Origin of the sequence: Barnesiella sp. WM24 (assembly GCF_004570975.1) — a bacterium.
Lineage (GTDB): Bacteria > Bacteroidota > Bacteroidia > Bacteroidales > Muribaculaceae > Muribaculum.
Genome location: NZ_SPPC01000001.1, coordinates 114,868 through 137,675 on the forward strand (window position 1 = coordinate 114,868; position 22,808 = coordinate 137,675).

Annotated in this window: 18 protein-coding genes and 1 pseudogene; 17 read left to right on the top strand and 2 right to left on the bottom strand. The window is 39.3% G+C overall.

Annotated features, from left to right (window positions below; translation table 11 throughout):
- Positions 1-131 precede the first annotated feature (131 nt).
- The 14 genes and pseudogenes from E4T81_RS00515 (at position 132) to E4T81_RS00580 (ending at position 19,155) form a co-directional block, all read left to right on the top strand.
- Complete coding sequence (locus E4T81_RS00515; RefSeq protein ID WP_209308137.1) at positions 132-350, top strand: helix-turn-helix transcriptional regulator; 219 nt, start codon at positions 132-134, stop codon at positions 348-350.
- Positions 347-1,435 carry a DNA cytosine methyltransferase gene (locus E4T81_RS00520; protein WP_135040487.1) on the top strand — a complete coding sequence of 363 codons (1,089 nt, stop codon included), beginning with the start codon at positions 347-349 and terminating at the stop codon, positions 1,433-1,435. Before E4T81_RS00515 ends, E4T81_RS00520 begins: the two co-directional genes overlap by 4 nt.
- A complete protein-coding gene (locus tag E4T81_RS00525; RefSeq protein ID WP_135040489.1) occupies positions 1,413-2,918 on the top strand; it encodes an ATP-binding protein in 1,506 nt (501 codons plus the stop codon). The genes E4T81_RS00520 and E4T81_RS00525 overlap by 23 nt, the downstream gene beginning before the upstream one ends.
- Entirely contained in the window at positions 2,905-5,787 is a 2,883-nt protein-coding gene (locus E4T81_RS00530) for a Z1 domain-containing protein (protein ID WP_135040491.1), read from the top strand. The genes E4T81_RS00525 and E4T81_RS00530 overlap by 14 nt, the downstream gene beginning before the upstream one ends.
- Positions 5,777-6,694, top strand: coding sequence for a PD-(D/E)XK motif protein (locus E4T81_RS00535; RefSeq protein WP_135040493.1), 918 nt, complete (start codon positions 5,777-5,779; stop codon positions 6,692-6,694). The genes E4T81_RS00530 and E4T81_RS00535 overlap by 11 nt, the downstream gene beginning before the upstream one ends.
- Positions 6,695-6,703: 9 nt before the next feature.
- On the top strand, positions 6,704-8,824 hold the full coding sequence (locus E4T81_RS00540) for an AIPR family protein (protein ID WP_135040495.1): 2,121 nt from the start codon (positions 6,704-6,706) through the stop codon (positions 8,822-8,824).
- A gap of 4 nt (positions 8,825-8,828) precedes the next feature.
- The gene (locus tag E4T81_RS00545) at positions 8,829-9,791 is read left to right on the top strand and encodes a winged helix-turn-helix domain-containing protein (RefSeq protein WP_135040497.1); all 963 of its coding nucleotides are present in this window, start codon (positions 8,829-8,831) and stop codon (positions 9,789-9,791) included.
- Positions 9,792-9,869: 78 nt separating this feature from the next.
- Entirely contained in the window at positions 9,870-10,853 is a 984-nt protein-coding gene (locus E4T81_RS00550) for a hypothetical protein (protein WP_135040499.1), read from the top strand.
- Positions 10,854-10,855: 2 nt separating this feature from the next.
- Positions 10,856-11,521 (top strand): hypothetical protein, encoded by a 666-nt coding sequence (locus E4T81_RS00555; protein WP_135040501.1) that lies wholly within the window; start codon positions 10,856-10,858, stop codon positions 11,519-11,521.
- 22 nt (positions 11,522-11,543) lie between these two features.
- A pseudogene (locus E4T81_RS00560) lies at positions 11,544-11,807 on the top strand (cell filamentation protein Fic); the annotation flags it as partial.
- Positions 11,808-11,948: 141 nt separating this feature from the next.
- Positions 11,949-13,070 carry a Fic family protein gene (locus tag E4T81_RS00565; protein WP_135040503.1) on the top strand — a complete coding sequence of 374 codons (1,122 nt, stop codon included), beginning with the start codon at positions 11,949-11,951 and terminating at the stop codon, positions 13,068-13,070.
- Positions 13,071-13,137: 67 nt separating this feature from the next.
- Positions 13,138-14,367: a DUF6361 family protein gene (locus tag E4T81_RS00570; RefSeq protein WP_135040505.1), complete on the top strand. Its 1,230-nt coding sequence runs from the start codon at positions 13,138-13,140 to the stop codon at positions 14,365-14,367.
- Positions 14,360-16,168: a hypothetical protein gene (locus E4T81_RS00575; protein ID WP_135040507.1), complete on the top strand. Its 1,809-nt coding sequence runs from the start codon at positions 14,360-14,362 to the stop codon at positions 16,166-16,168. Before E4T81_RS00570 ends, E4T81_RS00575 begins: the two co-directional genes overlap by 8 nt.
- 2 nt (positions 16,169-16,170) lie before the next feature.
- Positions 16,171-19,155: a helicase C-terminal domain-containing protein gene (locus E4T81_RS00580; protein ID WP_135040509.1), complete on the top strand. Its 2,985-nt coding sequence runs from the start codon at positions 16,171-16,173 to the stop codon at positions 19,153-19,155.
- A gap of 89 nt (positions 19,156-19,244) precedes the next feature.
- Here the strand turns inward: E4T81_RS00580 and E4T81_RS00585 are convergent, their stop codons facing one another.
- Both E4T81_RS00585 and E4T81_RS00590 read right to left on the bottom strand, forming a co-directional pair.
- Positions 19,245-19,826: a metallophosphoesterase gene (locus tag E4T81_RS00585; RefSeq protein WP_135040511.1), complete on the bottom strand. Its 582-nt coding sequence runs from the start codon at positions 19,824-19,826 to the stop codon at positions 19,245-19,247.
- The gene (locus E4T81_RS00590; RefSeq protein WP_135040513.1) at positions 19,816-20,595 is read right to left on the bottom strand and encodes a metallophosphoesterase; all 780 of its coding nucleotides are present in this window, start codon (positions 20,593-20,595) and stop codon (positions 19,816-19,818) included. The genes E4T81_RS00585 and E4T81_RS00590 overlap by 11 nt, the downstream gene beginning before the upstream one ends.
- 549 nt (positions 20,596-21,144) lie before the next feature.
- Here E4T81_RS00590 and E4T81_RS00595 point away from each other — a divergent pair.
- The 3 genes from E4T81_RS00595 to E4T81_RS00605 are packed head-to-tail and all read left to right on the top strand — an operon-like array spanning position 21,145 to position 22,685.
- Complete coding sequence (locus tag E4T81_RS00595; RefSeq protein ID WP_135040515.1) at positions 21,145-21,345, top strand: helix-turn-helix domain-containing protein; 201 nt, start codon at positions 21,145-21,147, stop codon at positions 21,343-21,345.
- Positions 21,346-21,358: 13 nt separating this feature from the next.
- Complete coding sequence (locus E4T81_RS00600) at positions 21,359-21,688, top strand: HipA N-terminal domain-containing protein (RefSeq protein ID WP_123618267.1); 330 nt, start codon at positions 21,359-21,361, stop codon at positions 21,686-21,688.
- Positions 21,681-22,685 carry a HipA domain-containing protein gene (locus tag E4T81_RS00605; protein WP_135040517.1) on the top strand — a complete coding sequence of 335 codons (1,005 nt, stop codon included), beginning with the start codon at positions 21,681-21,683 and terminating at the stop codon, positions 22,683-22,685. Before E4T81_RS00600 ends, E4T81_RS00605 begins: the two co-directional genes overlap by 8 nt.
- Positions 22,686-22,808: the final 123 nt, after the last annotated feature.

Consider the following 22,808-nt stretch of genomic DNA (forward strand, 5'->3'; position numbering starts at 1 on the left):
CTCTTGTCGGGGCCAATTCATATTAAACAACTGGTTATTAATCATCAAGAAGGCACGTGTTCAGTATAAACTATTGTATATGTGAAAAAAAATTACTAACTTTGCATCATATTACAAGAAGTTGTAACAAGATGAGTAACGAAGTTAAACCAATACCAGTAAATAGAATTAAGGCTGTTTTAGCAGAGAAACAGGTTTCGGCTAAACGGCTTTGTGAAGCAGTTGGAAAGAACGAGACAACAGTTTCTCGTTGGTGTAACAACAAAGTTCAGCCTTCCGTTAATCAACTTCAAGAAATAGCTCACTTCTTAGATGTTGATGTGAGAGAATTATTATGCCCAACAAAATGAAAAGAATAGGAATTGATATTTTTGCGGGTGCTGGCGGTCTTAGTCTTGGAGCTGAGATGGCTGGAATAACTATTTCACATGCTATAGAAATAAACCGGAGCGCTGTTAGAACCTATGAAAGAAATCATCCTGACACCAAAGTCATTTGTTCGGATATACGTGATTTAGATCCCACAGATTTAAAACCTAAAGATAAGGGCGTCTTTATTATTATGGGAGGCCCTCCCTGTCAAGGCTTTTCATTGTCAAACACTAGAACCCGGACTATGAAGAATCCTAATAATTCACTTTTTGAAGAATTTCTAAGATTCGTTCAAGAAATACAACCGGATTGGTTTCTTTTCGAAAATGTGTACGGGTTTACCAATATGAGTAATGGAGCAGTCAGAAGATTGGTTGAAATATGTTTTAGAAGTTTAGGCTATGAAGTGGCAGATGAAGTTTTGTGGGCTTCTGATTACGGTGTTCCTCAACGACGTAATCGATATTTCATGGTAGGTAATCGTTTAGGTATTAAATTTCAATTTCCCCAAAAACACAAAAAGCCAATATCCGTATGGGAAGCAATAAGCGACTTACCTATCGTTGGGAATGGAGAACAGTCATTCGAGGGTAAGTATCTTTGCAGTTTAGCTGAAGCTACCGCATATCAACGACTAATGAGACATGATTCTGAAATTCCCACTCAGAATCTGGTCTCACTTAACAATGAATTGGTCATTAAACGATACAAGCATATTCCTCAAGGAGGAAATTGGAGAGATATTCCCGATGAACTAATGGTCAATTATGCCGATAAAGAGAGATGCCATAGCGGTATTTACAAACGTCTCAAAGCCGATGAACCATCTGTGGTTATATCGAACTACCGAAAGAGTATGCTTATACATCCCTTTCAAGATCGAGGTCTATCTGTTCGGGAAGCAGCACGTATTCAAAGTTTTCCCGATGACTTCTATTTTGAAGGACCAATCTCTCATATTCAGCAACAAATTGGTAATGCCGTTCCTCCGTTATTAGCTAAAGCTGTTATTCAACAAATCCTTAAATTAACTGAAGACCATGAGCAAGGACAAAAAAATTGATCCACGAGCAGATATGCTCATGGGCTCTATGCGCTCAATGGGTTATTCATTTGAGTCAGCAGTAGCCGATATAATCGATAACAGTATTACCGCAAAATGTAGCACTGTCAAAATAATGTTTCCAAATACACCTTTAGATGATTTAGCAGTTGGTATTTTGGACGATGGTATTGGCATGTCTAAAGATGTTTTAGTAGATGCTATGCGCTACGGGAGCATAGCATCCGAGGATAAACGCGATGAATATGATTTAGGCCGATTCGGACTTGGTCTAAAATCTGCATCGCTCTCTCAGTGTAAGATTTTGACAGTTATCAGTTATCATGATGGGAACATGGTAGCTTATTCTTGGGATTATAATTATATTCTTCAAAAGAAAGATTGGATAGCCAAAGAACTACATATAGAAGAAATCCTCCGGCTACCATACATTGAAGAATTAAGAATTCAAGGGAAAGGCACACTTGTACTTTGGCAGGATTTTGACATTTTACACAAGTCTAGTGAGGGACTTGTTTTTGATGCACTAAACGATATGAAAATGAGATTGGATGATGCACTCACTCTCATCTTTCACCGTTTTTTATCAGCTAATAAGAATAAATTATCCATTTATATAAATAATCATAAAGTGCGTCCTCAAGATCCGTTCCTTGAGTCTCATCCTAAAACGACAACAAAGAAAGAGAGAAGTATTGCAATTCAAGATACGACAGGAATTGAGCGTCATATCAGAATTAAACCATTTGTTCTACCTTACATCACCGATCTTTCCGATAAAGACCGAAAATTAATTGGAGGCATTGAGAACTTACGTCTTCGTCAAGGATTCTACATTTACAGAAATAATCGTTTGATAATCTGGGGCACTTGGTTCGGTATGAAGCCACGAGCAGAATTGACGAAGAATGCCCGTATAAGAGTTGATATACCAAACTCTCTTGATGACATATGGAGTATTGACGTTAAGAAACAATCAGCATCTATACCTAAACGCATTCAACAACAGTTGAAAAATACGGTTATTCAGGCATTAGACATTTCAACTACGAAGCAAACTCATCGTGGAAGGAAGGAGAAAATTGATGATGACCGAGATTATATATGGGAGCGTTTTCAAGACCGCAACAAGTCATTTTATTATCAAATAAACAGAGATAGTAAACTCTTTCAGTTTATACGTGATAAAATGACGGATGACGATTTTTATCTGCTTCAAATGCTTTTAAATGAAGTCGAAAAGAATCTTCCCATTCAACAGATGTATATTGATAAATCTAACGAGAAGATTACAATACAGGAATCCGATCAACGTCTTGACGAGGTGTTGGAAATTGGTACAAGTATGGCAAAAAGCATTATGTCTTTCACAAATCGACCCTATTCAGACATTGTGGATGACCTAATGAAGTCAGAACCGTTATGTAATTTTCCTCAAGTGCGTGAAACCCTTTTGATAAGACTTAACAATGAAGTTAACTGAGCAAGAACATATGCAGATAATGTCAATGCTTAAACAGCAGATTGACTGGGATATTGACAAGGGCAAACGGCTTGAATACGATAGCATTCAAGCTTATATAGACCGTGTTATAGGATGGTTACATGCTGATATTGATGCCGAAGACAATGCTAAAATATTCTCAAATATTGAATACGCTTATCGCATAACCCATACTGCGGGGCAATGTATCTTCTCTGAATACGACGATAGACATGATTGGTATGACAACGACACATATACTAATGGTTATTGGACACGATATCGTCAGCACTTAATTGATAACACTAATATTGACCTCAATAGTATCAATCTTTTAGATGAAATAACACTCCCCAATATTATGAACTGTTTGGGTAATCCAAAAGATTCTTTTGATGGTACTCGTCTTACTCGAGGGTTAATCATAGGAGATGTTCAGTCTGGAAAGACTGCAACGTATTCAGGTTTAATATGTAAAGCAGCTGATGCTGGTTATAAGGTAGTTATTCTTTTGGCAGGCATAACTGAAAGTTTACGTCAGCAGACTCAAGAGCGCATTGATGAAGGTATTATCGGTTATACAATCAAGAAACAACATAAGAGTGAAATTCGCGAACGTGTTGGAGTTGGCAAAACTAATCATCAAATTAACGCTTCACCATTCACATCTTGCGTCACCGACTTCGTAAGCAGTAGTGATAAGATTGCAACTTCTCTCCACTCACAGAACTCCTTGGTTCTGTTTGTGGTAAAGAAAAATGTTTCTGTTCTTCAGAAACTATATAATTGGCTTAAGGAACTTAATCTTGATTCCATTTATAATTATGTTGATGTCCCTATGCTACTTATTGACGATGAAGCTGATAATGCCTCGGTTAATACACGCAAAGATGAGACTGATCCCACTCGAACTAATAAATTGATTCGTAAGCTATGTAATCTCTTTAAAAATGCGACATATGTGGGTTTTACGGCAACCCCTTTCGCCAATGTTTTCATTGATCCAGACTCAGAGGATTCTATGAAACACGCAGATTTATTCCCAGAACACTTCATATATGCCCTACCAACCCCCTCGAATTACGTGGGAGCAAATCGAATATTTTATAAGGAAGGCGATTGCCATAGAAGTCTTCGTTATATAACAGATATTGAGGAACCAGATTACAGCTCAGATGAATATAGAGATGCTGTAGAGAATAATCCGGAAACACTGAATTTAGGACCATTCTACTATCGTCATAAGAAGGAGTGGAATGGAATATATCCAGCTTCTTTGCGCGAAAGCATCCTTTGCTTTTTCCTTGCGAATGTAATACGCGATCTTCGTGGCAATCATTCTTCACCTCGAAGTATGTTGATTAACATGAGCCGATTTGTAAAAGTGCAACATCGTATTGCTGAACATGTTGACAAGGAGAAAGAAGATGTTTTCAATGCCATACGTTATGATTTCTCGGAGAATACTGCCAAAAATTTCAAATTGCCATTATTCAAGGAGTTCCAGCAAATATGGGAGAAACATTTCACAAATGTAAAAGACGTAACTTTTGCAGACGTGATAAAGAAACAGAACCTTATAACTGCCATTGAGAAAATAAAGGTTATGGTAATTAACGGTTCTAAAAATAGCGATAAACTGGATTATAAGACTAACAAATCCATCCGTGTTATTGCCGTTGGTGGCATCGCACTATCCCGTGGTCTTACATTAGAAGGCCTGATGGTTAGCTATTTTTATAGAAACACCGCAACATTTGATGTCCTTATGCAGATGGGCCGATGGTTTGGGTATCGTCATGGGTATGAGGATATCTTCCAAATATGGACTACCCCTCTTAGTGCCAGTTGGTATGCTGAGATTGCACGTTCTTCTGATGATTTAAAACAAGATATTCGTAGCATGTTTGACCAACAGCTTACTCCAAAGGATTTCGGCATTAAGGTTAGAGATAACTGTGACGAGCTACAAATCACAGCATCAAATAAGATGCGTAGCACATACAATCTTGATGTTCAGTATTCTTACTATGGTCGTTTCTTTGAGACTCCATATGTGAGTCTAAATGCCAAGCAGAATAAGAAAAACAGAGAAGCCGTAGTCTCTTTAACTAGAAAATTATTTGAGTCAGGATATGCTTTCCGATTCGCAGACATTCGTAAATACGATGATAAAAACATTAATGATAAAAATGGTGCATCACGATTTTTTGAGAATGTACCTAAACAAATAGTAATTGATTTCATCTCCTCGATAAAATGCTCGTTAGTAAATATGTTCTTTAATGTGGAGAACATATTAACCTTCCTACGAGATCCGGAGAACTCTGACATAGAGAATTGGAATATCGTATTCGTTGGTGGTGAAAGTCAGGAGTATTATGACATCCCGGGTCTTGAAAACATTCAGTGTGCAGCCCGTACAGTCTACTATAATCCCAAGCGTGTAATTCAGATAACCTCCAGACGACGCCTTCTAAGCGCATCAGCTGGTAAATTGGCTCTCTACCCTCATGAGATAAAGGAGGCCGAAGAATCACAAAGAAAGCGTTGGGTAGATGAAGGTTGTTGTACCCCAGAAGAAGTCGCACGTAGGAATATGCCAATGAATGCGTATTTTGCCGAGTTGCCTCACAGGACTCCTGTATTATACATTGTATTGGTGGATCCCACTAAAGAAGATAAAGATGATACCAAACAACTGATTAAGTTTATGGATGCTTTGGAATCAGAAAAAATCGTAGCATTCGGCATTGGTCTTCCAGCTGTGGACGATCATGGCAAGTCTTGCCACTACAAGGCGAACAAGACGTACTACAAGTTAAACATGCTTGATGACTTAAGCGAGGAGGAAGAAGATGAAGAATAAGATATATACTACATTTTCAGAAGGGTTTCATCCGGGACAATTCATACGTCTTAATGATAATGATTCGTTGAATCTTTACATAGGGAAAGATGATAATGGTTGTTTTTCCTTTGAATTTCTTGGCCACTTTACACCCACACGACTTGTAGGTTCTGAGGTCATATCGGTATCACAGACTAAGCATAAGCAACTTATTTCTATCCGCTTTTCGCTAGAAAATCAAGACCTCCTTGAATACTTCTGTACATTTTGCGAAGATCTTGTAAACTCGACATTAGATATAACAGACGATAATATCGCCTACAAATTATTATCTCAGCGATATTTATCTTGGAAAAGGCTTTTTAGGCCGAATCAAGGTCGTCTTAATGAAAATGAAGTCATGGGACTCATTGGGGAATTACTATATCTTAAAGACAACATGTTTGTGCAACATGGTCCTGATTCTGCAATTGAGGCATGGACAGGTCCAGAATATACTCATAAAGATTTCTCCCTTGATAACGAGTGGCATGAGGTTAAAACAATATCCACAGGCAAAGGTGCAATTAAGATTGCATCCCTCGAACAACTCGACAGTGACATAGATGGGACTTTAGCTGTCTATGAACTTGAGAAGATGAGTAGCTCATTTAATGGCATAAAGTTAAATGAGATAGTCAATTCGATACTGCAACTGTTAAATATCCATCAACGGGAAATTTTTTTGAATAAACTCAGTGGTTTCGGATATGATTTTTCACCAGAATACAATAATTACGTGTTTTCACTGAGCTCTTTTGAAGAATATGTGGTGAATGACAGTTTCCCCCGATTAAAAAGAGAATATATCCCTATTTCAATTAGCTGTGTACGCTATGACCTCAATAAGGCTGAACTAGAACCATTCAAAATGTCAACGGAATAATTATTTACTATGGACATTCTCGAATTTAGAACTCAATATATTGATAATCTTCGCTTCCAAGCAGAGCATGAAGGAAGTGAGCCTGAAACGCAATTCATAAATCAGGCACTAGAAGATTTGGAAGCAATCGGAGAATTAAAGGATCCGATTCCAATGTCTGTGGAGATGAAAGGCCGCAGAGGACGTATAATGGCATTCGATGCCTACGCATACGATGATGCTGATGCATCACTTGTTCTCATTACCAGCGATTTTTCTAACGAGCGAGAACAACCCTCAACCCTTACAAATTCACGCATTGCAGAGCTCTCAATACGAATGCGCAATTTCCTTGAAGAAGCTGTCAATGGTTCAATCTCGGATTACTGCGATGATTCTGATGAAGTCATAGACATTGCTAAAGAATTCAAGAAATACATCGGCAAAGGTCTCATAAATACTGATATTATGAGATTTAAGTTCTATATTCTTTCTGACTCAGTCCTAAGTAAACAAGTAAAAAGTGTTTCACAAGAAGACTTCCTTGAACGTCCCGTTGAACTCAACGTATGGACTATTGAGCGGTTTTTCCAAACATTTGCATCAAATTCGAGCGAAATTATTGAATTTGACACAACTGAATTTGGTTGTACCGGAATCCAGTATCTTAAGGCGGAGCTTGGTAATACTGATAGTTTTGATTCCTATCTTGGGATTGTCCCGGGAGAATTCTTGGCTAATCTTTATCTGAAATACGGTAGCAAACTACTCCAAGGTAATATTCGTGCTTTCCTAAGTGTAAGAGGCAATGTCAATAAGGGCATTCGTCGTACAATCATGGAGCAACCTCATAAATTCTTTACCTATAACAATGGCATAGCTATTGTAGCTCGCTCAGTAGCTTTCTCTCCTGATGGCACAAAGATAGTTCATTTCAAAGACCCACAAATCATAAACGGAGGCCAGACGACTGCCTCTTTAGCAAATGCCATAATTCGGAAGGAGGCAAAAAACGGGATGGAGAATATATTTGTACCAATGAAATTGACTGTTCTTAACGTAGAGAATGATATGTCTGAGGAAGAAATCGACCACTACAACGAAATTACTAAAACAATCTCTCAATGTGCAAATAGTCAAAACGCAGTTTCGGCTGCTGATTTCTTTTCTAATCATCCTTTCCATGTGATGATGGAGAAATTGTCAGATAGAGTATTAGCTCCGCCTATTGATGGAAACCCTGTTCAAACTAAATGGTTTTATGAACGTTCCAGAGGTAAGTGGGAACAGGAGCAGATGAAGCTAACGCCAGCGCAGCGTAAGAAATATTGTGACATGCATCCAAAATCACAGGTCGTAAAGAAAGAAAAATTGGCAAAGTGTTTAAATACACTTGCAATGAATCCTCATCAAGTGTGCCAAAGTTCAGCAATAAATTTCAATCGTTTCGCTGAACAGATAGAAAAAATTTATTCAGAGTCTCGTGACTCTATAAACGAAGAATACTTCAAGAAAGCTATTTGTTCGGTCATCATCTTTGATAAGCTTGATAGTCTTGTCAATAAATCATCTTGGTATCCGAAAGGGGGCAATAAAGCACAAATTGTACCGTATGCTATTGCTAAACTAATGTCGTTGCTTCCAAAAGATAAAGATCTTGATTGGAAGGCAATCTGGCAAAAACAAAATGTTTATTCTGCATTGGCAAAGGAGCTACTCGCCATAGCGTTCTTGGCTCATACATATCTAATGGATCAGGCTGGTGGTGGACTCGTGCGAACTATTTCACGAAATATAGGTACTTGGACCGGATTTCAGAAGGTTAATTATGAACTTTCTGATGAGTTCGAGACGTCATTAATTTCTCGTAATGAAACTAAAGATGTTGAAGCTTCCGCTAAACGAGCCCACCGTTTCAACTCTAGTATAGATCAATCAGTTGAAATATTCAAACTTGGAGAGAACTATTGGAGAAATGTTTACTCCGATTTAAAGAAGGAGGATTTACTCTCTTCTGGCGATCTTAGCTTCATAAACTCTATTGCTAATTATATTGGAAAGAATTCACTACCTACTACTGCTCAGTGTAAGAGACTCGTGAAGATTGTCACTAAAGCAGAAGATAAAGGTTATATAATGCCTAAGGAATAACATTATGGTACCAGATTTCGAAGAATTTATATTAGCGACGCTAAAGGCTTTAAAAGATGGGAAAACAGTTTCCCTTCAGCAATTACGCTCTGATGTCATTAATTATTTCAATTTTTCCAAGAATGATTTGGCAGAGACTACAAGAAGCGGCAATAATACGAAAGTAATCGATCGTATTACATGGTCGTTAACTTACTTGTGTCAAGCTGGGCTTGCAGAAAGACCTCAACGTTCTTTTGCGCGGATTACACTATCTGGCATAGAGTTACTTGATAACCCTCCGGCTGTTATTACGCGAGAATACCTATCTTCAAAATACCCTTCCTTCCGAGCCTTCACTAATCGTACACGAAAGAAAATAGTACAAACGGGTGAAAAAAAGGATACTGAAAATGCTAACGAAAATATTGACATATCTGATTCAACAAAGCAACTAAAAGATCTTAAATCCGCAATCTACACAGTAAAAAAGATGGGAATTACCCCATCTTCCGAAATGCTATCAAAATTACATGAATTAGAGAAAGCCCTTACAACCTCTAAACTATATCCAGTAGTTTTTGCGGCAGTAAAGGAAATATCAAAATCTATAGACTTTAAATTGACAGTTATAGCCAAAGACGGGGATATATATTTTGATTTCAATGATGATATTCTTGATATAAGTCAGAATCTCGATAATTTTATTCAGTATCAGGAAAGTTCCTCCAAAGCAAGAAAGCGCCGACCCAATCTTAACTTTTATCAGATGGGGCTAATCGATGGTGATGTTCTAACTTTCGTCGCTGATGAAAGTATCAATGCTACGGTCGTTAGCGAAAATAAGGTTGAGTATAACGGCAAGAAATATTCTCTGACTAAACTCACTCAAAAACTCAAGGGGTTGGATCATGCAATTCAGCCAACCGGTGAGTGGAGATTAGAGGAACAGAATCTACTTGACCTCTACAACGAAACATATTCATAGCAATTCCAACCATCAAATTCTCATAACCATCGAAGTTTGATATAAAATAACTATTACCCACCATAGTTCTTGATTCGAATGGCAACTCTTAACAAACTCAGTACTCATTATCTATTTTCGGATGATGGACATTTTATGGACGCATTTATTTTTAATAAATGCGAATACCAATTATTGGGGATTATTCAGGAAGTAAAGAGATTAGTAAGTGCAGATATAGAAGTAAGCGTACAGCCACTTTTAGAAGGTAGCCTTTGGAGTAGATTAAAGTTTACAGCCAAAGATGGAAAAGAAATTAAACTCCAATGGGTTATTGCTCTCGTTATAGCATTATCTGTTAATCCCCTATCTACTTCCTTAGATAATGTTCTTAATTGGGCATTTGAATACATTAAAGATGGTTCCTATATACACAATCTAAAGAAAGAAAAAGAACGTCTTGAATTAGAAAAGGAAGTAAGAGAACTGCGTGCAGATTCATTAAAACATGCAACAGTAGACATTCAGAATAAGATAAAACGAAGAGTATCGAATCTATATTGTGAAGCAAAAAAAGAATCTCGTATTACAGGCATCGGCTTTTCTTCATCCGTTGGTAATGCTGACAATAATGAAATTGTTATCAATCGACATTCTTTCGATGCATATATTATCACTGACGCGATGGAGGATGAAAATACAATTTATAACGTCAGAATTGATATTATTGCGCCTGTGCTTCGCAAACGAAAAATTAAATGGCAAGGAGTCTATAATTCTCAGCCAGTTCCTTTTAAGTTAAGCGATGTAGATTTTAGAAATTCTGTTTTAAAAGGCGATGTGGATTTTACAGGCGGTACATATATTATATGTGACCTAAAAATCTACACTTCGGTTGATAAAGAAGGAGAAACTAAAATTAGTGGATATGAAGTTATAGAAGTACACTCATGCGGGAAAGATGATAATCCTCCAGAAATAACGACCGGTGAAAGGAAACGTCAACTACAACGTCAGGCTAATAATTCTCCAACCCTTTTTGACTTTGATGTTGATTCTGATTTAAAAGATGACGCTTCATAAAAATGGCACAAGGAAAAATCGATAAATTAAAACAGGAATTTTCACTCAAATATCCCCATATAAGGCTTACGGGACTACTTGGGACTGGTAATCACGGAATTGCCTTTGCCATACCTGATGAGAAAGTTCTGAAATTAACTTCTGATTCGGTATGCAAGGCTCTTCAAGGTAGCCATTGTAAACATCTCTGTGATATAGAATCTATGGGAGCGTTTTACTCTGGTATTGAGGAGCGAATGTATACTTGGATTATTATGGAACGACTGTATAAATCACCTGAACAAGAATGGGTCAATCAAGCTTTCCGTGATTTCAGACATGCATGGTTTTCTCTTTTTCCAGATAATCCAATCACCAATTATCTAACTTGGAGCGACCTTTGGTCGATATACAAATACAAAGAAACAGCTAAAATCAATCGATGTATAATGTTGTGTAACGATTATATATCACATATCAATGAGAATGAGGATACGCTTATGAAACTTTCAGATCAACAAATATCCACACGGATTCAATACGTATCTGTTTTCTTTGAGTTCATAGAAAAGGCGTATGCTGAATTGTTTAGTATCTGTCCTTACGGACGAATCGACTTGAATGAAGGAAACTTTATGTTTGATAAGAAAGGCAATCTAAAAGTCCTCGATATGCAAACAGCGATGTAAAAATTACACTAATATAATACAGATGGCTAAGAAGTTTGAGATACGAAATAGCACGGTGGAATTCCAGATCTTTCAGATTGAGGGGAAGGAGTACGGTGTGCAGGTTGTGTACCGGGATGAAAGTATCTGGTGCACACAGAAGGCTATGGCGCAGCTTTTTGATTGCTCCACTGATAACATCGGGTTACATCTGAAAAATATATATGATACCGGAGAGTTATTGCAAGAGGCAACTACCGAGAAATTCTCGGGAGTTCAAACCGAAGATGAGCGTCAGGTACATCGCATCTCAAATTCTATTATGCCAACAGTTTTGCTGAGTCGTAGTTTGAAAAAACACCTCATTATTCAAGATCGCCTATTCCAATCGGACTTCAACCGTTTTAACGATAACGTCCTTTCGTTAGATTCAGAATAATCATTAGAGATGTCATACAAAGAAAAATATCAAGGGCTTGAGCAGTATCTGACTTCCGGTGAGCCGGGAGTGGAGGAGCGTGCCCGTAACTGGTCTATTGCTATCGGGTTACAGGATGTTGACCGATTGAAGCCATCGGAGTTTTTGCTTGAACAAGCCAAGGCAAACATAGAAGGTTCGCTTTCAAGTGAGGAAGTTGGCAAACGTCTGGAGGAGTATTATAGCCAGAGGTCTGTCCGCGAGCAAGCTGAAGTTGACGGGACTTTTGAGGCAGACCAAGTTTCAAACCGAATCAATCTACTTTTAGCAGAGAAGGCTTTTTCATTCTCGCCTATGGAGTTGTCCCGCATTCATGGCTTTCTCTTCAAAGATGTCCTTTCTCATGCCGGACAGTACCGCACCTATAATATTACCAAGAATCAGTGGATTCTTGATGGCGATACTATCGGCTATGGTAGTGCAAACTCTTTGTCAGAACTTCTGACATATGATTTTAGTGAAGAGAAAAAATTTGATTATAGTGCTGTTTCTTCCGTTGAGGCTATAAGACATATCACGCGATTCATTTCAGACATTTGGCAGATTCATGCCTTTGGGGAAGGGAACACTAGAACGACCGCAGTCTTCCTTATCAAGTATTTGAGAAGTTTTGGGTTCGATGTGAATAATGAGAGCTTTGAAAAGCACTCATGGTTCTTCCGTAATGCCCTCGTTCGTTCTCAATACGAGAATATACCTAAGGGCGTTCACCGTACATTTGAACCACTTGAACGATTCATGAATTTTGCGGTATTTGGCATACCGGCAGATCTCCGTAACCGAACTCTTCACATCCGGTGGGAAGAGTCAAAATCTCGAAATGACGTTTGGGAATCTCCTAAACGCCAAAATGACGTTTTGGAAACGTCAGAAGAATTATCCGCACGACTTACATTGAAAGAAATGGCTGTTATCAGGCTTATAATGAACGACCCGCAAATTTCAATAGCAAATATTGCAACTAAAACAAGTCTGAGTAAACGGACGGTCGATCGTGCCATAGCTTCGCTTAAAGAGAAAGCAATCCTCTCACGAATTGGGGCTAAGAATAATGCAACTTGGATTATTAACAATACGCCTTCGGAATTATGAGCATGAAATCTATACTGTGTTTTATTATAATAAAATGTTGTTACACTTGGATATACTATTACGACGAATGGAAATAGGATTTGTGAGTTTTAATCAAGAGGCTCTGAACCGTGCTAACAAGGTGATGAAACTATTGCAGGGTCAAGGAGCGATTGACGAACTTGGGCTTGGACGTATCCGAGATGCTTTCTCAAATACCATGTTCCCGGGCATGTCAGTCTTGCAGACTCATGCCAAATATTTCTTGTTAATGCCGGCACTCTATGCCCATCTCGAAAAGACACGAATATCCGACACCCGCGAAGCGCGTACCATTGTGCGCGAACAGGAAGTTAAGCTGACATATCGTCTTATTGAAGGGTCCTCAAAAGATACTACCGGTATTATCGGCGCAGATATGTTGAAGGAAAGTCGAGGCGCGAAATATGTAAAGTATGATCCAGCCTATGTATATCAAGCCGGAATGGAAACATATGGACTAATTCCTTCCGGAGGCAATATCTATGCAACTCTTGCTGAGCGTTCTGCCATCTATCAAAACATGCCGAGAAAACATAAGGGAACCGAAGAAAATGGAGATGATTCGGATGACCTGACAGGTAATCGTCAGCTATTCAAAACTTGTGGTGTGAACTATAATTTCAATAGCAAAGCGCAGTTATCTATTACATTAATGCGTAAAGAGGCTGAATTTCTCAAGCAGCAGATAGTGACTACTACTCATGGTTCGTTGCTTAGTTATCTGCTTGACAGTGGCCTATACGAGAGGGTCCCCGCCTTCTCGTTCGATGATGATGACTTGGGTACATTATTAAAAGATAATGTACCAGATGAATTATATCTAACCTACAATTTAGCTTTGCGTTATTCACGATTTGCCTATCTACTACGACTGAGATATGCTATGCAATATGATATACTAGTCGGAGCTGAAGAATCAGCAGAAATTGAGGCGGCGGAATTTAGTAGGCTACTGACTAAATACGCATATGAATTTACTCCAGACTCTATCAATGAGATAATCCAGTTCGTGTCGTCAAAAGTGACCGAGGAGTCATGCAAGCTTTTTATCAAAAAGAGTGCTCAACTCATTGCGGAAAAGAATTTTGACGAACTTGATAGACAAATCGTACTGAGAGAGAAAACCATCAAGGGTCTAAAAAGAAGTAAACTCCTAAACTATAAAGACATGCCGCAAGGAAAACCATTTGAATCTCCCCAGCCAATGGCTTACCGATGGAATACAATTGTTCGAACTGTGTTGTCTGAAATTGAGGAAGGATTGAGCAATGAATGACTTGGTATATAATGAAATAGTTGCAACTCCAGGCTATGAGTTGGAATTTGCAGTCGGTACGACCTACAGTCTTGATGCGGAGGCATTCCTCGCCATCGCCTTGTCTTTTGCTCGTCTTGGTGACGTAACCGATGCTGATTTCCAATCTCCATTCCGTCTGCTTGAAGGTTTGCGTCAAGCAAATAATCGTATTGCCCTCTTTTGTAATCGTGCCGGATTACAACCGCCCCTACGCATGAATCCACTGTATGCCATGCTTGACAAGAGTGTATTTGAGGTTGCAGACGAGCATAAAGGAAAAGAATTGGCTAACTTCCATCCGAAAATATGGGTGATAAAAGAGCGTTCGCTTGACGACCGTACCAAGCGTCAGATAAAACTTGTGGTAATGAGTCGTAATCTCACAAAAGATTCAAGTCTAGATATCGCGGCTACAATGACAGCACCTCTTGATGTAAAGACTTCTGCTGAACTTCGCCGCAAACATCAACCTCTTAAAGATTTATTGATGATTCTTGCGGAGAAGGCTAATCCTGACAAGAAAAAGAAGATTCGAAAACTTGTCAACGACCTCGACTCAATGGGTAAATTTGTTCTTGATTCTCCTTTCGAAGATTATGAGTTTCTTCCGATTCATTTCGGCGAGAATCTGAATCCGAAAATAGACATTACAAGAGATTTAGCAGGACAGAAGATGATGATAGTATCACCCTTCATTGATAAGACACCCCTCAAGAGTGACGGCAATTCAAATCCTATTCAGTGGCTCAATGAATATAAGCCATCGAGCGAAAAGGTGCTGATTACTCGCATTGATAGTCTTACACCTGAAATCTTGAGTATTTATTCCAGCAATAAACGTGAGATTTGGGTTATGTCGCAGGTTGCGGAACAAAATGATATTCAGCCGATGAATCTTCATGCCAAGATGTATTTTTCTTGGGCTCCGGAAACTTATCCGAATGGAATCTATTATTGGCTTGGTTCGGCAAATGCTACTGAAAGTGGCTTCAACCAAAATTCGGAGTTCCTTCTCAGGCTATCAATGCCTATAGGTAGAGGTCGATTTGAGACGTTCAAATCTGAATTTTGCGATGAGAAAAAGCAATTGTGTGAACAAATAACGTCATTACCAAAATCTGAAAGCAGCCAAGAGGATCATTCTATTACTATTGCTATACGCAAAAACTTGATTAGTAGGAATAACCTCTCAGCCGAGGTTATTGAAATTGAAGGAGAATATACTGTTGTTATCTCAGCTAAGAAGTGTAATGGCATTAATGGCCGAATAACATTTGCCCCAATTCAAGAGCCTTGTAATGAGTCAGAGCTAATGCCGGATGCGCTGATATGTAAATTGAACGGTATATCACGAATCCAGCTTTCGGAATTTTATATTCTTAAGGTCATTCCATTTGATGAGACAATCAAACCAATTAGAATGGCAATAAAGATTCCAACAAAAGGTATTCCTGAGGATCGCGATAATCATATATTCCGTTCGTTGATAAATACTTCTGATAAGTTTCTCAACTACGTCGAGATGATGATTACGAACCGTCCACAAGAGTTCGCGTCAATAATGATGCAAACCGATGAGGCAAAATCTATGGGAGAAAATACTTTTGCTAATCATAAAGGTAATACACTTTATGAATCTTTGCTTCGTATTGCTGCCACTAATCCAGAAAGATTGGAAGAAATTGAAGAATTAGTAAATCGACTGGATGCGACAGTCGTCCCTGATTCTTTCCGTCAGATGTCTGACATGTTCAAACGTTCAATCAAAAAACTTCGTTGATTATGGCAATATATGATTTTCAAAGGGCTACTGCCGATCGCATTGCCGATATATTTCGACAGGCAACAATCGATACAAATGGTAATGAGATAAAATCCGGAGGTCAGCGTAGAGTGCTTCTTGCTGATGAAGTCGGCCTCGGAAAGACCCACGTTGCATCTGCCGTAATCGACCGAGTGCGAGAAATGCGCAAGGCTGTCAACGACGATATGTTTCGTGTGGTTTATGTTTGCTCAAATATGAGTATTGCAAACCAAAATATAGAGAAACTCGGTATAAAAAACAAGGCGGATGTTACGGAGAGCCGTCTCTCAATGCAGCATCTGACAATTCGCGAGCGGGAAGCAAAAATAGTTAATTCAAAAAGCGGTAAAATGGGAGAAATTATTATACCGCTTACTCCTTCAACATCATTCTCCTTGCGTGGAAACAGCAAGGGTAATGCTGCCGAAAGAGCTTTGATAGTGACTATTTTAGAAAGATTTGACGAGTTCTCCAACTTCCAGCATCACTTGTCACGGTTGTTTCAAGCCAACTCAGGCGATAGTGGATGGGGATATTGGTTGAAGCGTTATTCCAAAAGGGTTAGTGATCTTGGTCAATCTTATATAAAAGATGTGCATCAGTATCTTTATAGCAATCAAACATTTTTGGATATTCAGGAAGAATTGATTGGAAATTTAAAAAATGGAGACCTTTCAAACTTAGACAGCACTAGAATTATAAATATGTTGCGCCGAATATTTGCAGACCTTAGTATGTCTATGCTTGAGCCTGATCTTATCATTATGGATGAGTTTCAGAGATTCAGTTCGTTGTTGGATTATAACGATGAAAGCGAGCAGAGTGTGATTGCCAAAAAGTTTTTTGAACAAGAAGGCGGCCAACAACCACTAATATTACTTCTGTCCGCAACTCCGTATAAGCCATTCTCTACTCTTGAGGAACTAACCGAGTATAATGCCGACGAGCATTATGAAGATTTCAATCGACTGATGAATTTCCTATTTAGCGGTGAAAATGAGTTCCATGAGCTCTGGTCTGACTATTCCCATAAATTATCACATATTCGCACAGAAAAATTCGATGTGATACTTGCCTCCAAGCAATTAGCTGAAAAGAAGATGTATCACGGAATGTGTCGCACAGAAAGACTAAATGAAGGGCTAATCTCTACTGAGGCAGTAGCCGAAATTCCGATTTCTACCGATGATATTCTCTCATTTTGCGAAATGCAGAGAATTATTTCTGCATGTAAGGAAGCTTCTGGGCGAAGTTCAAAACTACGTTTTTCATTGTCAAATGTACCAATGGAATATGTCAAATCATCGCCATATCTGCTTTCGTTCATGGACACCTATGAGCTAAAGCAAAAAATTTCTACAGTCTATCAAGGCCGATTCAAGGGATTACCCGAACCTTCCGAACAGGTTCTCCTTAGAGAAAAAGATATATCTCAGTTCCATAAGATTCCCATGCGGAATGCCCGTATGCAATATTTGCGCGATATGATGTTGCCCAAAGGACGTGGAACAGAACTTCTACTCTGGGTTCCAGCGTCACGTCCCTATTACACCACCAATGCAGAAAATCCTTTCGTAAAGAATCATGGTTTTTCAAAAGTGCTTGTCTTCTCAGCGTGGGAGATGGTACCACGAATGATTGCTACACTCATGACCTATGAAGCGGAGCGCGAAGTTATTTTCTCAAAATATAAGAAGGCTGGGTATGATAAGCGCACAGGTGGTAATCGCCTTAAGCCAGATGCTCAAAGTATTCTGGTATATCCCTCTAAATTCCTTGCATCACTTTATATTCCATCAGATTTTTATGGAGAAAAACTACACATAATCAAGACTCACATAAAACGTCAGATTTCTAACGCTGTCCAAGGGATTCCAACATCAGAACGTCGAAACTATGGTAAGATATTGCGTGTGATTGAATGGCTCGATAATCCCGAAACAGAACGTCCGGATGAGATGCCAGCTAATACTATTGAGATTCTCACCGATATGGCTATCGCTGCTCCCGGTGTATGCCTTTATCGCATATTAAAAGATTTTGATATGGCGCGTGAGGCAGCCAAGGGATTCATAACCATATTCAACCGTCGATTATCGGGATACATCATTGATAAAATTCAAGATAAGTATCACGAAGATGAGTTCTTCTTGGATGGGGTTATTGACTATTGCGTACTTGGAAACCTACAGACCGTTCTTGATGAATACTATCATTTATGCTCAACGCCTGATAATTTCATCAAAAAGATGAACGATGCGTTCATAAATGTTTCAACGCTCCGTATTGACACTGATAACTCTTTCGGTTCTGCCGACGGGAATAAGTTCGCTATGCGTGTGTCATACGCCGTACCTTTTACAAAGGCGAAAAATACTGCCGATGAAAAGAGCGAGGTACGCAGTAACAATATAAGAACCGCATTTCAATCACCATTTTATCCTTTCATTATTGCCAGTACATCCGTTGGTCAAGAGGGACTCGACTTCCACTGGTATTGCCGAAAGATTGTTCATTGGAACTTACCTTCAAATCCACAAGATCTTGAGCAACGTGAAGGTCGAATTAACCGATACAAATGCTTGGCAATTCGACGAAATATTGCCAAGATTTTTCCAGATATTTACGACTGGGATAAACTATTTGACAGCGCTAACGAAGAAGTCAGAAAACAGTTTGGTAAGCGTTATTCAGAAATGGTGCCCAACTGGTGTCTTCCCACCGAATGGCTTCATGATCCGAATATTGATATTGAATGGATTGAGCGAATAGTACCTCAATATCCTATGAGTAGCGATATTGATAAATATCACCGACTTATTGACGTGCTATCACTATATCGGTTGACTATGGGTCAACCAAGACAAGAAGAATTACTTGAAATGCTAGAAACGCTGCGTCTTGACGATAAACAGATAAGGCAATTATTATTTGATCTATCGCCAATCTCACGGCATAAGTAATTCTTTAATAATCTGAGTAATAATATCGTGATATAGACGTTTCTTTGAGTAAAATACTGAAGTCTGTAGTTTTGAAGCGTTTTTCAGATTTACTTCCTTGCTATTTCGAGCTGTTTCAGGATTTTTGCCCTGACTTGCTCGAATGAGAGTGGAGTGAAATTATTGTTGTCAACTCCGACATCAAGTTGAGTCGGATAAAGATACTGGAGACGACCAGCATCTATTCCGGTGTTGGAGGGGCGAGTGTGAACGTGTCCGAACAACTGCCACACGTCATCCTTGTACCCTCCATCAAAACACAGGTAGGGATAGTGGCTGAGGTAGATTTTCTTTTTCCCTATCTCTATGCGCATTGCCATTGCAACGTGTTCAAAGCGTTCGATAAAGCCCTGCCTGATGTTCTTGAGGTCGTGATTGCCGAGAATCAGATAAATCTTGCCGTTGAGTCGATTAAGTATTTTATTCCATTCGGCTGTGCCTCCAAGGCAAAAGTCTCCGAGGTGGAACACTGTATCGTCTTCACCGACAACACTATTCCAGTTGTCTATCATCGCCTCGTTCATCTCATCAGTGCTTTTGAAAGGACGCTGACAATATTGGATGATATTGGTATGATTGAAATGGGTGTCAGACGTGAAGAGCACCTTATCACCATCAAATTTATAGTTCATTGTCTTCGATTTCTATTATGGCATCCCGGCGGAAACTGGTTTGCTCTCCGTGAAATGTGTAGCCAAGCTGATTGCAGATACACCGGGTATTGCCTATTATTTTGTTTATGTTTCGATGTGAATGACCATATATCCAATAGTCTATACGGCTGTCGGCTATATAGTTGCCCAATTCCACGGTGAATGCGCCGTTGATTGGACTTCTTTTGAACTCATCAGCCATCAGCGCAAAAGAAGGCACGTGGTGAGTTGCGACAATCACGTGTTGAGCGTTGCTTTCAGCAACACTCCGCTCAATGAATTCGCGGCACATTTCATGTTCCTGATTGAAACGTTGTGCAGAAAGTCGGAACTGTCCGTTGCGTATTCTATGGAAATCGGTTACACCTCGTACCGTCTGGAATTCCTCGTGGGGAGGAATCTTTGCCCAAAGAGTAGATGCTATAAGCTCTATATCCTTAGAGATGGTAATAACGCAGTTATAGACTGCCTTTACATTCGGGCGAATATTGAGTTGCCAACCTTCATAAAGCTCGTTGATGTCGAAACTTTTGTAGAGTTCATGATTTCCTGGAATGACTACAGTTTGCCGGAAGTTCTCGGCACACCAATCCCAGAACGGATGCCGTTCGTAGTTTTCATCTCCGAGATAACCGATGTCACCGGCAAGAACGAGTATGTCGCCGACGGGCAGTAAGGGATTACCTTTGAGCCATCTGCTGTTTTCATGAAACTCCAGATGTAAATCAGATGCGTATTGGATTTTCATACATTTTTTGTTTAGTTGTTGAAACGTTGGTACTTACTGTGTCCGCAGCTAATCGTGGTGGAGAAGGTTATACCAGTATGGACACAAAAAAACAACTGTCGGGAAGCGTGGTAAAGACTTTCCGACAGTTGGTGTATTTCAGTTCGTCTGTTTTGACGATTAATTTATCTCGGTAGAGCCACTGAAACAACGCAGTCGGGAATATCCGCGTAATGATGTTGTATTTGCTGACAGCACACAAGGTATGCTTTCGGAGCGTTTTAAGCTCTGAATGGCTGTTGTAGTTGCTGTATTATAGTGCTGCCTAAACATCTGTTTCAGAATTTGTGGGCACAAAGTTAATACTTTTTCACAATTCAACCAAATTATTTTTAGAATATGAATACTTTACGCCTAATCTCGTTCATAAAAGTACAACATATAATACTCTATTCGTTCCAAAGACTTTTACTGGGCAATTGTATTAATGAAAGTATGCTTTATCATACTCTTATTTGGTTGCGTCAGGATTTCTTGCTATATTTGCACAAAAGTTTACTATGTCATACTATGGAGCTTAAAGATATCATGAAGCAACGTAGGGAAATCCTATCCCTCACACAACAGGATCTCGCTGAAATGGCGCAGGTCGGAGTTGCCACAATCAAGGATATTGAGCGTGGCAAGGGAAATCCTGCACTAAACACCGTAAAGAAGATTCTTGAAGTGCTTGGTATTGAGATAGATTATAAGGTACGACAGACTATATAATTACCGTTGACAGATGAGAGAATTAGCAGTATATTACAATGATACAGAAGCCGGAATACTTACTGAAAAATATCCCGGTGCAGACTATACGTTCCAGTACAAAGAAGACTATATAAATTCCGCATTGCCTCCGATTTCAGCGACTTTACCCAAGCAAAGCACCGCATTCAATTCCGAGCATCTTTTCCCATTTTTTTCTAATATGGTTCCTGAAGGAGCCAATCGACGGGTTATATGCCGTTCGCTAAGAATTGATGAGAATGATTTTTTCGGGATTCTTGAAGCTATGGCCGACAAAGACTTCATCGGAGCAGTAAATATAAGGAGAATTAACAATGACTGAAATAAAAAACTGTCCGTCCCTACTTTTAGATGGCTTTAATACATATAGCCCCAAAGCGACAAAAATGCTCTTTAACGGAGTAAAGGTAAATTCTATTCTCAATTTTGATATTGATGAATTTAGAAATGCCGGTGAGATTGCCGATGCGATGCACCGTATTTCTGTCTCCGGTGTGCAAGAAAAATTCCCTGCAATAATTAAATCGGGCGAAATCAGAATTGCGGGGGACGATGAACGCTCTACTCATATCCTGAAACCTGCACCTTGGGATAAAACGCTTCGTGATCGCAAACTTATTCCAGCTAATGAGCACCTGACCATGCAGATAGCATCGCAGGTCTATGGCATACATACAGCAGCTAATGGATTGTGTTTCACATCCAAAGGTCAGCCGGTATATATCACACGCCGTTTCGATATTCTGCCCGACAGCTCAAAACTGCCGATGGAAGATTTCGCTTCGTTAGTCGGCAAAAACGAACAGACCGCCGGCCTTCATTTCAAATATAATGGTAGCTACGAGGATATTGCCAAGGCAATTCGGGCAAACGTCGCTGCATGGATGGTTGATATGGAACGATTCTTTGAATTAGTCGTATTCAACTATATCTATGCAAACGGCGATGCTCACCTTAAAAATTTCTCACTGATTCTTAATGGGCAAGATTACCGCTTAGCTCCCGCATACGACCTTCTTAATACCAGCCTTCATGTGAACGGAGATGATCTTGGACTTGACGGAGGACTATCACCCGACATTGAGAAAAGTGACATGTTTGATAAAACCGGACATCCCTGCCGTCTCGACTTCGAGCGATTCGGCAACAAAATCGGCTTGGTAAAAAGACGTATGAATAAAATCCTCAACAAGTACACCTCCCTACCCGATGGCACAATAAAACTCATTGCCCAAAGCTTCCTCCCCGACAAAGCGAAACGCAACTACACCCGTATCGTAAACGAGCGAATCACCCGCTTCATCAGAGAATCGGAGTGATTATTGTAGAGATTCAAGATAAGCTGATTTTCGCCGGTTTTGTACGCGCATCTGTATGTCGCAAAAAGTTAAAGTTGCTATATCCCTTTGATAATCGGATTATTATAGCTAAATTTGCATTAA